This window comes from Roseibium sp. TrichSKD4, from assembly GCF_000148725.1.
Lineage (GTDB): Bacteria > Pseudomonadota > Alphaproteobacteria > Rhizobiales > Stappiaceae > Roseibium.
In genome coordinates, this window is the sequence record NZ_GL476320.1 from 94,501 (window position 1) to 108,407 (window position 13,907).

Below are 13,907 nucleotides of genomic sequence, written 5' to 3' on the forward strand. Positions count from 1 at the left end.
ATTGTGCGGGCCATGCCCGCGCTGATTTCTGGATGCCAGATCGGCGGTCGGCTTTGCCTTCCTTGTCTGGCATGACGGGCATCCTGCCCAAATAGAAACTGGAGAACACTGATGGCCAAGCAATTTGCTTCTGCCGGAGACATGGAAGACAAGGAAATCTCGTTCACCGAGATTGGCCGCGACCTTTGGGCGTTTACTGCTGAAGGTGATCCCAATTCCGGCGTCATCATTGGCGATGACAGCGTGATGGTGATCGAGGCGCAGGCGACCCCGCGTCTGGCCAATAAGGTGATCGAGAAGATCCGCTCCGTCACCGACAAGCCGATCACGCATCTCGTTCTGACCCACTATCACGCGGTTCGGGTTTTGGGAGCGTCTGCCTATGGTGTGCAGTCTATCATCATGAGCGAAAAGGCCCGTTCGATGGTCGTAGAACGCGGTGCGGAAGACTGGGCGTCGGAATTTGAGCGCTTCCCGCGTCTCTTTCAGGGGCATGAAAGCATTCCGGGTCTGACATGGCCGACAGCGACCTTCACCGACCGCATGACCGTCTATCTTGGCAAGCGCCGTGTTGATCTGATGCATCTGGGCCGGGCGCACACGGCTGGTGATATCGTCGCCTATGTACCGGATGAAAATGTGATGTTCACAGGCGACATCGTGGAATACCACTCGGCCTGTTACTGCGGCGATGGTCACTTCCACGACTGGCCGGGCACGCTGGAGCGGATCCGCAATTTCAATCTGGATGCCATCGCTCCGGGGCGTGGGGATGCGCTTGTCGGCTCGAAAATGGTCAATGCAGCCCTCGACAGCACCAGGGATTTCGTCAAATCCACCTACAGCCCGGTTGCCCGTGTTGCCCTGCGCGGTGGCTCACTGAAAGAAGCGTGGGACGCCTGCCGCGCCGAGTGCGATCCGAAGTTCAAAGATTACGCGATCTACGAACACTGCCTGCCGTTCAACGTCGCCCGCGCCTATGACGAAGCACTCGACATCGACACGCCGCGCATCTGGACCGCCGAGCGCGACGCCAAAATGTGGGCTGATCTGCAGGGCTGACCCTTACGCGGGAACTGGATTGAACACGGTTTTGGAGGGAGCCGTGTTCACATGGAAGGGCGGGATAAGCCCTTGGGAGGATTGTTGTGACCAAACTCTTCGAAACACCGCTTTATCCGTATCAGCTGTCTGCCGACCAAAAGGCCGAGAGCCCGGTGCGTCATCCGGCGGTGGTGATTGGCGCGGGGCCGGTTGGTCTGGCGGCGGCCATTGATCTGGCGCAGCACGATGTTCCGGTCGTCATTCTGGATGAAAACGACAAGGTGTCCTGGGGGTCACGCGCCATCTGCTTTGCCAAGCGCAGCCTTGAAATTCTCGATCGCCTTGGGGCTGGCGAAGACTATGTGAACAAGGGGGTTTTGTGGAACCTCGGCAAGGTGTTCTTCGGCGACCGCAAAGTCTATGACTTCAATCTTCTGCCTGAAGACGGCCACAAGCGCCCCGCCTTCATCAACCTCCAGCAATACTACTGCGAGCTCTATCTGGTCGAACGCATTCGCGCACTGCAGGCCGAAGGCAAGCAGATCGAAATCCGTGGCGGATCAAAAGTCACCGCTGTTGAGGCGAAAGACGACCACAGCCGCGTGAGTGTTGAAACACCGGATGGACCCTATGATCTGGAAGCTGACTGGCTGATTGCCTGTGATGGTGCTGCCTCGCCAACGCGCAAGATGTTGGGTCTAGATTTCGTCGGCCGCGTCTTTGAAGACAACTTCCTGATTGCCGATGTGATCATGAAGGCGGATTTCCCGACCGAGCGTTGGTTCTGGTTCGATCCACCCTTTAACAAGGGGCAGTCGGCGTTGCTCCACAAGCAACCGGACGGCGTCTGGCGCATTGATCTGCAGCTGGGATGGGACATTGACAAGGAAGAAGAAAAGAAGCCGGAAAACGTCATCCCGCGCCTGAAGCAGATGCTGGGTAACGACGTCGAATTCGATCTGGAATGGGTGTCGATCTACACCTTCCAGTGCCGCCGGATGGAAAAGTTCCGCCATGGCCGGGTGATCTTTGCTGGTGACAGCGCGCATCAGGTCTCACCCTTTGGGGCCCGCGGTGCAAACTCCGGCTTTCAGGACACGGACAATCTCATCTGGAAACTGAAGCTGGTGATGGACGGTCTGGCCCCGGAGAGCCTGCTCGATACCTATGACGAAGAGCGGGTGTATGCCGCCGACGAGAACATCCTGAATTCGAGCCGTTCCACCGATTTTATCACGCCAAAGTCCGAGCAAAGCCGTATCTTCCGGGACGCGGTTTTGGATCTTGCTGAACACCATGAATTTGCACGGCCCTTGGTCAATTCCGGTCGCCTGTCGCTGCCTGCAACCTATGACGGCTCACGGTTAAACGGTGCGGACGCGGCAGGCTTGCCTCCACGAACCCGCCCGGGTTCCCCGGCAGCAGACTGCCCGATGAGTGAGGACTGGCTGCTGCACAAGCTCGGCGGTGATTTTGTTGTCCTTGGCCTCAATCGCGATGTGCCGGAAAACCTCTCCGCCCATGGTCTGGCGCTGCGTGGCCTCACCCTAAAAGGGGATGATGTTAGCCCGTTCCTGAAAGACCGGTATCTGGGAGAAGAAGACGGGGCCGTCTACCTGATCCGTCCCGACCAGCATGTCGCAGCCCGCTGGACCACATTTAATGAGGCAGGCGTTGTCAAGGCGCTGGGCCAGACCATTGGCAAGGAGCTTTGAGATGAGCGCAAATCTGAAACCGAACCTTGCCCGCCCGGACGATTTCTACGCCGACCTTCTGGCCGCCCATGAAGGGCTATCCAAGGCAGAAAGCGACGCCCTCAACGCGCGGCTGATCCTCGTTCTCGCCAACCAGATCGGCGACAATGAGGTGTTGCGCGAGTGCCTGAAGGCGGCAGCGTTTCAAAAAGGCTCACCGGTTTTCCGCCCAAAGGGCAGGACATTTTTCAGCCGTTCCAGAATGCGATCTGCACCAAAAGGCAGGGTCGGTTCTGGTTCTTCCTCACGCTGCGAACTCATCTGGGCGAAAGCCCGAAGTTCCGCCATATCCGCTTTCTCAAAACGGATAGGTTGCGAGGCGGGCGCAAGAATGTTCTGGCTCACCTCGACTTCGTGTTCGATGGATTGAGCATGGTCGTCGGCCTCAAATCCCTCATCTGAAACCTCTTCAGGGATCAACTGGGGCTGAGGCTCTGAAACTGCGTTTTCTTCCATTCCAGATGCAAGATCCTGGGCCGCCTGCGAACCGACAGCGGTTTCAGAAGGCGGGACGTAACCTAACTCGTCAGCGAACGCATCGGACATTGGGTCTTCAGAAGGCTTCGCACTCGGGTGCGGATCAGAAGGTGGAGGGGAAGGGGCCGGGGTTTCGGGGTTTGGCGGCTCGGAAACACTCTCGAGTTTTGGTTCAAAAACCGGACTCGGAATTGGCTCACTCATCGGCGTATTTGCTGGAGCCCGCATTTGATCGCGTTTGTCTTCCAGCAAGGCGACTTGCAGTTTTTGGCTGCCGATGCGCTCTTCACTAATGACAACATTAAACTCGTTTTGCGCGGCAAGGCCAGCATCCGACAAGGATAAGACAAGCTCCTGCTGCTCAAGGCAGGCGGCTAGATACTGCATGCACCGGCCAGTCATGTTGCCGGGTGTATCCTGAAGGGAAACATGTCGGACGCGGTGGCCGATGAAATTCTCTGATCCAACCAGATCCAGTGCCGTTTCGACTTTCCTGTCACGACGCGGTCTTGGTGTTCGCAATGTCGGACAGGTGTTGAGAAACAGGATGTTTTCGTGTCCCGCCAGCTCTGCAAAGGCATCTGTTGGAAGCACGTACCCGCTCAGCGGCCAGTAGACAGCAGCTGTAGGCGATGCATAGGCCAGGATCGCAGCCACATGCGCCACAAGACGCATGGCTTGTTCCAGTTCTGAAAGATCGGAAAAACACTGCGCCCGATTGGCCAAAGGTGATGGCTCGATATCAAACAAGCCCTTGGAAAAGGTCAGGCGTGTCACGCTGATATGTGATCCAAGAACCTTCTGAGCGTCCGGAAAAACAGATTGATCGGGAAAGGCTGCGAGCTTTTCCAAAAGCGGATCAATCGCCATTGGGGGCTGGTCCGGTTCTACCTTGAAGCGACTGTTGTTCAGAACAAATTTGATCGAAGAGTTTGTGTCTTCTTCCTGAGTGAACAAAGGGGTGTCGTTGTGCAGCTTTGCCAGCTCCTCGGCCACAAGTGACCGTATGCTCTTTGAGGGCAATTGCGAAACGCCGTCATGAAGCAAAAACGCTGAAACGGTTGGAACAGAAGCTATCTTGAACATCGCTTAAAAAATCAATTTCCGATTGTGGCGCAGACCGTAAGCCGACTTGGTGAAAAAGCGATTAACCATCGGCTTGTCCGGCAAAGATTTCAGTCGTTGATCGCAAGAAAACGTTGTGTGCGTAATCTCCGTGTTCTTGCCGTTGAGACGATAGTTCGGCCGGGAAGTGCTCCTGAAAATAAACGTCTGCCTGACAATAAATTGAATACGACGCTTTCCTGTTTTCTCAGTTTTACAAATGAGTTAACTGGTCCAAATACAGTTGATGACGGGCCGGAGAGGTATCTTTCTTTAAGGTCGAACTATAGGTGACGAAAGGAAATGATATGATCGACAAGTCGCACTTGCGTGAAACCATGTTGGCTCTCACCGAAGCTGAACTTGCACAAGCACATGAATCATACGAGCGGTTTCTCGCCGAAGCGCGCCTCGACCGATCTGAGACCGTGGAGAAAGGCCAGCAGGCACAAGCCGAAAGTGCCGCTGAATTGGCGCATGCGTTTGATGATTTGGAGCACAAGGCTGAGGCCAAGATTGAAGCGCTGAAGAGCTTGGACTTTGGCCCAAAAACAGAAGTCGAACCGGGGGCTGCTGTGCGCTTTGGCGACCGTTTCATTGTAATTGGCGTTTCCACCAACGAGTTCACCTGCCAGGGACATTCCTTTGTTGGTGTTTCCCCCTCTGCCCCGATTTATACAGCCATTGAAGGTAAGGTTGCTGGTGAAACCTGCGAGTTCCGTGGGCGGGAAATCCACATCCAGGAAGTGTTCTAGGTCAGGTCCAGCCAATCTGGGATCGTTTGAGCGCCTTGCATGGTCGTACTCATCAGGTGCTCAAACCGTTCCGTTTCGGCAATAACGATTTGAAATTCGCTTCGGTGTTGATGGAGACTGAGAGCGTTGAGACGGTGCGCACGCGACGAGGTTTGGCGTCCGCCCGTTTACTGCTGCAAGACCAATTAATGTCCGCTAGAAAAATGGTCGGAGTGAGAGGATTCGAACCTCCGACCCCCTCGTCCCGAACGAGGTGCGCTACCAGGCTGCGCTACACTCCGACTTCCTGATCACAGGTTTGTATGAAACAGAGCCTGCAGGCGAGGACTGGGTCTCCGCCGATGGACCGGGTAGATACCATCGCTTTTTTCCTACTGCAAGAGAATTGGAGCGAAGGGCGGTGAAAAACTTGGTCGTGAAAAAACACCCTGAGTGAACTGCTCGAAAGGGTGGAGCGTCTCCAAATGAGGGGAAGGAGAGTGAGCGCCGTCGTGTTTGTTGGATGAGCCGTTGCGAATGCATGGCCAGCTCAAAAAGCGATGTTTTAACAGAGACCTCTTGTTTAGCCACAGCTCTCAAATGGCTGGTTCCCCCGGGTTTTCAATGACGCATTAACTGCTTGGTGAAAACGAGGGGGAATGATGAAAAAAGACCTCAGAGAAGGGTTGCACATCGCATCGGCCATCGTTATACAGCGTCTCCACGGCCTTGGGGTGTAGCCAAGCGGTAAGGCAGCGGTTTTTGGTACCGCCATGCGAAGGTTCGAATCCTTCCACCCCAGCCAACCTTCTCAACAATTAATAGATAGAACATTCGGTGAGCTACTCTAGCTTGCACCGGTTTCTTGGAATCCTGTGGTCGGTGCGAATGAAGCCCGACAGAAGCAGGTTTTATCCAAAACAAGCTCAAAAATGAAAAATGCCGAAGCGTGTTGGGCTCCGGCATTAGAAACATCGTCAGACGGCAACTTGGCTCAACCGCCGCGGCGCCCGAATCCCGGTCTGGCCGGTCGATGCGCATGTGTTGGCTGTGACCTCGGCGTATCCGGGACAGGCTGTACGGCTGCTGTTTTGCGAAGCGCTTCTTGGCGAAGAGCATCAGACGGCTGAAGAGCTTGGGTCATTTCTTCGCCAAGTTGTTCCCGGGCACCAGTGAATTCCACACCATGAAGCAGACCTTCATCCCAGACCCGACGGCAAGGGACGCGGAAGTTATCGAGTTCTACTTGCAGATCGAACTCCTGCGGAACGGGCTGCGGATCAGTAAACTGGATGCGCGCCCCGGTCTCCGAAATGTTTCGGATCATAACCGGGTAGCTGCGTGTGCCGCCGTCAAAAAGGATCTTACCTTTTTTTAGCACTCGCTTACGCGGAGCACGCTCGGGCAACTCTTCTGCGGCCGCCGCTGTATTGATGTCGTCTGTCAAAGCCATTGCTTGGTCTCTGAGTTTGTAAACTTCGGATTTCACAGTAGCCGAGGGTGGTTGAAATTAGATTAATTTGATCCCTAAAATTTTATACAATCTGTCTCTAACAAAACTATGATTGACGAATGATTGATCTGATCAAGTAAAATCAGGGTATTTCATCTAGTTTCACGTTTTCGAATTTGCCTTCATTGTCAATTTTACCTTCCCCCGCTTTGTAAAAATATTCGCTTGCAACCATCCATCCCTTCAGTGGACGCAAAGGAGGAATGCAAGTCAGAAGCAAAAAGGGCAGGCTGGTGAACAGGTGCACCCAGTAGGGCGCCTGATAGGCAAGCTCTATCCACATGGCCATGGCAAAGCTCGGCACGCAGCCAAAGCAAATGACAAAGAACGCAGGCCCGTCCGCAGGGTCTGCAAACGAATAGTCCAGCCCGCAATTGTCGCAAGAGGACCGCATGGTCAGAAAGCCGTTGAACAGTTTTCCTTCCCCGCACCGAGGGCAGCGACCTCTGGGGCCAGTCTTATAGGGAGGAATAGCGGGCCAATTGTCTTGCTGATTGGTCGAATTGGATGCACACATAAGAGATTGCCTGTTTCAAAAGTGATAGGGCTTTAATGAAAGTGACCGTCCGGCGAAGGCGCTCTGGCGCGACACCGATGCGGCCTGTTACGCTGCCTGAGCAGCGTAACGCCAGGGCAGAAGTTCGTCGAGGCGTGTGATTTTGTGGTCGGCGACTTGACCGAGGACCCAGGTCAGCCAGGCCTGAGGGTCAACACCGTTGAGCTTGGCCGTTTCGATCAGGGTATAAGCGATAGCCATGGCTTTGCCGCCGCCTTGGGAGCCTGAGAACATCCAATTTTTGCGTCCGATGGCGACGGGTTTAACGGCGCGCTCGGCGGTGTTGTTATCCAATTCCAGATGGCCGAGCTCAAGGTATGGGCGTGCTTTCGGCATTCGGCCCAAGGCATAGCGGATGGCCTGCGCGAGTGGTGACTTTCCCGAGATTTTGGGCAATTGCGTCTGCAACCATTCTTCCAAGGCGTCAAAGATCGGTTTTGCCCTAGCCTGCCGGATGGTAGCGCGGTCTTCGGGGGGCATGCCCCTGATCTCTTTCTCGATAGCGTAAAGCTCAGCAATCCGGCGGATGACTTCTTCGGCAATGGCGCTGCCCTGCGAGGAGAAGACATCCACGAACTTGCGTCGTACATGCGCCATGCAGGCCATCTCATCGGCTTTGTCGTCACCGAACACACCGTTGAACCCGGAATATCCATCCGCATGGACCCAGCCCTTGTATCCCGACAAATGAGCAACGGGATGCTCTCCTTTGCGATCCACCGTGAACTGATACCATGCACAGGGTGGCGATTGGCCAGACCAGGCACGCTCATCCCGCACATAGGTCCAGACCCGCGCCGTTTTGGTCTTCTTGTTGCCGGGGGCCAGCATTTTGATGGGCGTATCGTCGGCAAAAAGCGCAGGTCCTTGCCGCACCATCCGTCCGATGGCATCGGCAAGAGGTTCCAGCAGGGCCGTCGAGCGACCAACCCAGTCGGCCATGGTCGAGCGGTCCAGATCGACGCCTTCACGGGCAAAGATCTGGCTCAGGCGATAGAGGGGTAAATGATCGGCATATTTGCTTACCAGAACATGGGCCAACAATCCCGGTCCGGGCCGCCCACGCTCAATGGGGCGCGATGGCAGCGGCGCTTGCACAATCGCCTCGCACCATGAACAGGCTTTGCGGGGCCGGATGATCCGCTTCACCTTGAAGCGTCCCGGCACGTATTCCAACTCTTCGGTGACATCCTCACCCAGGGTGCGCAAGTTGCCACCACAACGACCGCATTCATCACCGGGAGAGAGCTCCTCGTCTTCCCGATCCAGATGATCCGGCAAGGGCTTGCGGCTGTGTTTGCGCTTCGGCTTTGGATCAACTCCCTCCTGCGACGGGGCGGGCTGTTTTGCCTGGTCTTCAGCGGCCTCAACAATCTCGGCGTCCTCGAGCAGATCGAGATTGAGCTGATCCAGACCCTCAGACTTGGAGCCGAACCGATGCCGATTGGCCCCGTGCAACTGGTGTTGAAGCTGCTCGACCTTGAGGCTCAGAGCCTTGACCTCGTCGGCCAGAAGGCGGTTCACCGCCCTCAATTCGGCGGGGTCCTCCGGGGTGATATCAAGGTCCTTCAGCATCTTCGATCTTATATCAGATCAAGGGCGTAAGTTGAATCCCGAGAGGCGCGCAAACGCCAATATATTGGCCTATCCGACGCTCAGGGGCCGCCATGTTTTTTGCGGCATCCGCCAGTCTATGCCTTCAAGCAACATCGACAATTGCGCGGGCGTCACGCTGACCTTACCGTCCTTCGCAGCAGGCCAAACAAACCGGCCCTTCTCAAGGCGCTTGCTGAACAGGCATGCGCCCTGTCGATCCCACCAGATGATCTTCAGCAGATCACCGCGCCGTCCCCGGAACACAAACAGATGTCCAGAATAGGGATCAAGCTCCAGAACCTTCTCCGCCTGAGCCGCCAAAGTGTTGAACCCGCGCCGCATGTCCGTCACCCCGGCAGCCAGCCAAACCCGCGCGTTGGACGGCACGGGGATCACGGCATTAGACCTTCAACCAAAGCCAGCACCGTCGGCAGCGCCGTCGTCCCTTCCACCAATACCCGCCGCCCGTCCGACAGCGTGATATCAACCCGCTGAGCCGACAACGGCATATCCGAGGCAAGCGCCGCGATCTGGTGGCCTGGTGCGGCCTGCGGGCCCTCTATCTCCACTGGTAGAAACGCCGCTCCATCAAGGACGCAATCGCTGTCTTCTGGCGCAAACCGCTCATCACGCAGCCAGTTGTGGATCAGGTTCGCATTCATCGCAGAGCGGCGCGCAACCTGCGCAACCGAAACCCCCGGCACTCTGGCCTGCAAACAGATCGACCGCTTCTCGTCATCCGACCAAAACCGCTTCTTGCTGCCCTTCTTCGTACCCAAAATGTGCCTCACAATGTCCATTAACGAAAATGGACATTATCACCCCACTGCGCTCCCCGTCAGAGCGGGAATACCGAACGCTCACGAATGAAAAAACCGAATCATCAGTAAGCTCGCGGCAGGGCTTTGTCATTGCGACACATTGGCTGCAACCATCAGACACCTGCATCAATTTATCGTTTGAGAGAAAAAGCACGGCTGATTTCCGCATAATTTGGATCGAGCGGCAAATAACAATGCCATTCTACGTTCTGCTTTTCTGATGGAACGATATTTCTTGTTTTCGCAAACGCTTCTGAAATGATGCGCGGAGAAACGAAATGAACCCCGCAACGTCTGATCTGGCGTTCTGGAGCACAGATGTCATTGACCTTTGAAGCCCTTCGGCGAGAGCGCCCTGAAATCGCAAACCTGCTTGAGCTGACACTCAAGGCCGGGGCGGCGATCATGGAGGTGTATAAGGCGGGGTGTGAGGTGGAAAACAAGACGGACGGATCGCCTGTCACCGTTGCGGATCAAGCGGCGGAAGACATCATTCAGGCTGGCTTGGCAGCGCAGTTTCCTGAAACTCCAATTGTTGCCGAAGAAGCCGTCGAGGCCGGTCATCTCCCAGAATGTGATAAGCGCTACTTTCTCGTCGATCCGCTGGATGGAACGCGGGAGTTCATCAAGCGCAATGGCGAGTTTACAGTCAACATTGCCCTGATTGATGATGGTGTTCCGGTCTTCGGCATTGTTTTTGCCCCGGCACTCGGCGAGATATATTGGGGCGGCGCTGTAACTTCCGAGACCCTGTCCGCAGGTGCATTCTTTGCAAAGGTAGAAAATGGGAACGTCACCAGCGTCACGCCGATTTCGGTGCGGGGCGCTGATAAGGACAATCTGACGCTGCTCGCCAGTCGCTCGCACATGTGTGAAGCAACGGAAGCTTTCATTGGCAAGTTGAACATCGGCGAGAGAACCTGTGTGGGCTCTTCTCTGAAACTCTGTTGGCTCGCTGCTGGAAAGGCGGACGTCTACCCCCGCATGGGGCCAACGATGCAGTGGGACATAGCCGCGGGAGACGCGGTCTTGAGAGCAGCTGGTGGCAAGGTGGTGCGGCAAGCCACAGCCTCACCACTTCTCTATCAAGTGCCCGACAAAGCGAGCAAATCTGACCTTCTAAACTCTGAATTTATCGCAGTTGGAGATCCGGGGATCCTGAACCAGCTGACCTGACCATCTAACACCCGAGAACTTTAACCTGCCGTGGGCCTTGCCGCCCGCGACGGAGAAGTATTGACCAAACGAGGCATCTGACATGACCCTCCCAGAGGATCGCCTGAGCAATTTGCGGCGTCTTGAAGCCGAGAGCATTCACATCATCCGCGAAGTTGCGGCCGAGTTCCGCAACCCGGTGATGCTGTATTCCATCGGCAAGGACAGCGGCGTGATGTTGCATCTTGCCATGAAGGCATTTTACCCTTCAAAGCCGCCATTCCCGCTGCTCCACGTCGACACGACCTGGAAATTCCGGGACATGATCACCTTCCGTGATGAGACCGCCAAGCGCCTTGGTCTGGAGCTGCTGGTTCACACCAATCCGGAAGGTTTGGAAAAGGGCATCGGTCCGTTCTCTCACGGCTCGTCCCTCCACACCCATGTGATGAAAACGGAAGCGCTTAAACAGGCGCTCGACAAATACGGCTTTGATGCGGCCTTTGGCGGCGCGCGGCGCGACGAGGAAAAGTCCCGTGCCAAGGAGCGCGTGTTCTCCTTCCGCAATGGGTCTCACGGCTGGGACCCGAAGAACCAGCGCCCGGAACTGTGGAATCTCTACAACGCCCGCGTTTCCAAGGGCGAGAGCATCCGCGCGTTTCCTCTCTCCAATTGGACCGAGCTCGACATCTGGCAATACATCCTGACGGAGAACATCCCGATGGTGCCGCTCTATTTTGCCGCCAAGCGTCCGGTGGTGAACCGCGACGGCATGCTGATCATGGTCGATGACGAGCGCATGGAGATCAAACCCGGCGAGACCGTCGAAGAGAAGATGATCCGCTTCCGCACACTCGGCTGCTACCCGCTGACCGGTGCGATTGAATCCAATGCCGACACACTGGAAGCCATTGTCCGCGAGATGTTGATTGCCCGCACATCCGAACGTCAGGGCCGTCTCATCGACCAGGACGAAAGTGCCTCCATGGAAAAGAAAAAGCGCGAAGGGTATTTTTAGATCATGTCCGTTGCTGAAGATTTCTATTCCGCCGAAGAGGCGGTCACTGAGTATGTTGCTGCCCAGGAGCAAAAGGACCAGCTGCGCTTTTTGACCTGCGGCTCCGTGGATGACGGCAAGTCGACCCTGATCGGGCGTCTGCTCTATGACACCAAGCTGATCTTTGAGGATCAGCTGGCAGCGCTGGAAAAGGATTCACGCCGTCATGGCACGGTGGGCGAGGATATCGACCTTGCCCTTCTAGTGGACGGTCTGGAAGCCGAGCGCGAGCAGGGCATCACGATTGATGTTGCCTACCGGTTCTTTACCACTGACAAGCGCAAGTTCATCGTCGCTGACACGCCGGGCCACGAGCAATACACCCGCAATATGGCAACCGGTGCGTCCACCGCTGATCTGGCCGTCCTGCTGGTCGATGCCCGCAATGGCCTGATGGTCCAGACGCGCCGCCACGCCTTCATTGCCTCGCTGCTTGGCATTCGCCATGTGGTTCTGGCGGTGAACAAGATCGACCTGGTGGATTTTTCTGAACAGCGTTTCAACGCCATCAAGGCCGAGTTTGAACAGTTTGCCGCCGGCTTTGATTTTGAGACCCTGCAGGCAATCCCCATGTCCGCCCGCTATGGCGACAACGTGACGGGCAAAAGCGAGAAAATGCCGTGGTTTGCTGGCCCAACGCTGCTGGAGCATCTGGAAGCCGTTCAGGTGGGCGAGCATGAACTGGAAGCCCCGTTCCGCTTTCCCGTCCAGTGGGTGAACCGTCCAAACCTCGATTTCCGCGGCTATTCGGGAACGGTGGCCAGTGGTCGGGTGAAGGTCGGCGACGAGATCGTCGTAGCCGGTCCCGCCAAAACCTCTCGTGTGGAAAAGATCATCTCTCCGCTGGGCGAGGTGGAGGCTGCACGGGCAGGGGATGCGGTCACTCTCACGCTTGAGGACGAGGTCGACATCTCGCGCGGCGATCTTTTGGCAGATCCGACAGCCCGCCCGGATGTGGCAGACCAGCTAGCAGCCCATCTTATCTGGATGTCGGACGATGCTCTGCTGCCCGGTCGGTCTTATCTGCTGAAGATCGGCACCAAGACCGTCAATGCGACGGTGAGCGAGATCAAACACAAGATCAACGTCAACACGTTCGAGCATACCGCGGGCAAGACGCTGGACCTGAACGAGATCGCCTTCTGCAATCTCACCACCGCGTCGCCGATTGCCTTTGATCCGTATGAAGCCAACCGCACGACCGGTGCCTTCATCCTGGTGGACCGCATGACCAACGCCACGGTTGGCGCAGGGATGGTCTGGTTTGCGCTGCGCCGCGCCACAAATATTCACTGGCAAGCGCTGGACGTGAACAAGGCCGCTCGGGCGGAAAAACTCGGCCAGAAGCCGGTTGTTCTTTGGTTCACGGGCCTTTCCGGTTCGGGCAAGTCAACCATTGCCTCCATCGTGGAGAAGAAACTCCATCTGGAAGGCCGCCACACCTACACGCTGGACGGCGACAATGTCCGCCATGGCCTCAACAAGGACCTTGGTTTCACCGATGCCGACCGGGTGGAAAACATCCGCCGCGTAGGCGAAGTCGCCAAGCTGATGACGGATGCCGGTCTCATCACGCTGGTCTCCTTCATCTCGCCCTTCAAGGCCGAGCGCCAGCTGGTGCGTGACATGCTGGACGATGGCGAGTTCATCGAGATCTTCGTCGACACACCCGTCGACGAATGCCGCAAGCGCGACCCGAAAGGGCTCTACGCCAAGGCAGATCGCGGCGAGATCACGAACTTCACCGGGATCGACAGCCCTTATGAAGCCCCGGAAAACCCGGAACTTCGCATCGAAAACACCGGTGATCCGGAAGTCGCTGCCCAGAAGGTTCTGGACCTTCTGGAGCAAAAGGGCCTTCTGACGAATTCCAACTTCGTCTCCCACGGTGATTACATCTGATCACGACGGTCACAGACAGACGAAAAAGGGCGGCACCAGCTGCCCCTTTTTGTTTTTTCCGGCCTTAAACCTTCGCTTCTGGTGGAGGCCAGTCACTTCGAACCAGTTTCTCTCCACTGCCGTCCCGGCCAAGCGCAGCGCGAGCCGGGACCTCATTTGTCAGCTTCGACCAGCCCCAATAAGGTCCCGCATCA

General features: G+C 56.3%; 13 protein-coding genes, 2 tRNA genes and 1 pseudogene. 9 read left to right on the forward strand and 7 right to left on the reverse strand.

The window, feature by feature from the left end:
* Nucleotides 1–111: 111 nt before the first annotated feature.
* The 3 genes and pseudogenes from TRICHSKD4_RS20985 to TRICHSKD4_RS31785 all read left to right on the forward strand — a co-directional run.
* A complete protein-coding gene (locus TRICHSKD4_RS20985) occupies nt 112–1,062 on the forward strand; it encodes an MBL fold metallo-hydrolase (RefSeq protein WP_009468965.1) in 951 nt (316 codons plus the stop codon).
* A gap of 86 nt (nt 1,063–1,148) precedes the next feature.
* A complete protein-coding gene (locus TRICHSKD4_RS20990; RefSeq protein WP_009468966.1) occupies nt 1,149–2,759 on the forward strand; it encodes an FAD-dependent oxidoreductase in 1,611 nt (536 codons plus the stop codon).
* A gap of 1 nt (nt 2,760) precedes the next feature.
* A pseudogene (locus TRICHSKD4_RS31785) lies at nt 2,761–2,928 on the forward strand (DUF2783 domain-containing protein); the annotation flags it as partial.
* Between the two features lie 14 nt (nt 2,929–2,942).
* Here the strand turns inward: TRICHSKD4_RS31785 and TRICHSKD4_RS31790 are convergent.
* Nucleotides 2,943–4,361, reverse strand: coding sequence for a hypothetical protein (locus TRICHSKD4_RS31790; protein WP_009468967.1), 1,419 nt, complete (start codon nt 4,359–4,361; stop codon nt 2,943–2,945).
* Between the two features lie 326 nt (nt 4,362–4,687).
* On the opposite strand from TRICHSKD4_RS31790, the gene TRICHSKD4_RS21000 reads away from it, so the two are divergent.
* On the forward strand, nt 4,688–5,134 hold the full coding sequence (locus tag TRICHSKD4_RS21000) for a hypothetical protein (RefSeq protein ID WP_009468968.1): 447 nt from the start codon (nt 4,688–4,690) through the stop codon (nt 5,132–5,134).
* Nucleotides 5,135–5,338: 204 nt separating this feature from the next.
* Here TRICHSKD4_RS21000 and TRICHSKD4_RS21005 read toward each other — a convergent pair.
* Nucleotides 5,339–5,415: transfer RNA gene (locus TRICHSKD4_RS21005), tRNA-Pro, on the reverse strand.
* Between the two features lie 428 nt (nt 5,416–5,843).
* Between TRICHSKD4_RS21005 and TRICHSKD4_RS21010 the strand changes: the two genes are divergently transcribed.
* Nucleotides 5,844–5,918, forward strand: a tRNA-Gln gene (locus TRICHSKD4_RS21010).
* A gap of 189 nt (nt 5,919–6,107) precedes the next feature.
* Here the strand turns inward: TRICHSKD4_RS21010 and TRICHSKD4_RS28500 are convergent.
* The 5 genes from TRICHSKD4_RS28500 to TRICHSKD4_RS21035 all read right to left on the reverse strand — a co-directional run bounded on the left by TRICHSKD4_RS28500 (nt 6,108) and on the right by TRICHSKD4_RS21035 (nt 9,440).
* Nucleotides 6,108–6,566, reverse strand: coding sequence for a PilZ domain-containing protein (locus TRICHSKD4_RS28500; protein WP_009468970.1), 459 nt, complete (start codon nt 6,564–6,566; stop codon nt 6,108–6,110).
* 142 nt (nt 6,567–6,708) lie between these two features.
* Entirely contained in the window at nt 6,709–7,143 is a 435-nt protein-coding gene (locus TRICHSKD4_RS21020; protein WP_009468971.1) for a DUF983 domain-containing protein, read from the reverse strand.
* Nucleotides 7,144–7,230: 87 nt separating this feature from the next.
* Nucleotides 7,231–8,757 carry an IS66 family transposase gene (locus TRICHSKD4_RS21025; RefSeq protein ID WP_009465942.1) on the reverse strand — a complete coding sequence of 509 codons (1,527 nt, stop codon included), beginning with the start codon at nt 8,755–8,757 and terminating at the stop codon, nt 7,231–7,233.
* A gap of 69 nt (nt 8,758–8,826) precedes the next feature.
* Complete coding sequence (gene tnpB / locus TRICHSKD4_RS21030) at nt 8,827–9,174, reverse strand: IS66 family insertion sequence element accessory protein TnpB (RefSeq protein WP_009465831.1); 348 nt, start codon at nt 9,172–9,174, stop codon at nt 8,827–8,829.
* Nucleotides 9,171–9,440 carry a hypothetical protein gene (locus TRICHSKD4_RS21035; protein ID WP_009465502.1) on the reverse strand — a complete coding sequence of 90 codons (270 nt, stop codon included), beginning with the start codon at nt 9,438–9,440 and terminating at the stop codon, nt 9,171–9,173. Before TRICHSKD4_RS21035 ends, tnpB begins: the two co-directional genes overlap by 4 nt.
* On the opposite strand from TRICHSKD4_RS21035, the gene TRICHSKD4_RS32430 reads away from it, so the two are divergent.
* The 4 genes from TRICHSKD4_RS32430 to cysN all read left to right on the forward strand — a co-directional run bounded on the left by TRICHSKD4_RS32430 (nt 9,418) and on the right by cysN (nt 13,713).
* Nucleotides 9,418–9,648, forward strand: coding sequence for a hypothetical protein (locus TRICHSKD4_RS32430; RefSeq protein ID WP_009465503.1), 231 nt, complete (start codon nt 9,418–9,420; stop codon nt 9,646–9,648). The genes TRICHSKD4_RS21035 and TRICHSKD4_RS32430 overlap by 23 nt on opposite strands.
* A 269-nt stretch (nt 9,649–9,917) precedes the next feature.
* A complete protein-coding gene (gene cysQ, locus TRICHSKD4_RS21040) occupies nt 9,918–10,775 on the forward strand; it encodes a 3'(2'),5'-bisphosphate nucleotidase CysQ (RefSeq protein WP_009468972.1) in 858 nt (285 codons plus the stop codon).
* A gap of 82 nt (nt 10,776–10,857) precedes the next feature.
* A complete protein-coding gene (cysD, locus tag TRICHSKD4_RS21045; protein ID WP_009468973.1) occupies nt 10,858–11,772 on the forward strand; it encodes a sulfate adenylyltransferase subunit CysD in 915 nt (304 codons plus the stop codon).
* Between the two features lie 3 nt (nt 11,773–11,775).
* Nucleotides 11,776–13,713: a sulfate adenylyltransferase subunit CysN gene (gene cysN, locus TRICHSKD4_RS21050; protein ID WP_009468974.1), complete on the forward strand. Its 1,938-nt coding sequence runs from the start codon at nt 11,776–11,778 to the stop codon at nt 13,711–13,713.
* Nucleotides 13,714–13,907 lie beyond the last annotated feature (194 nt).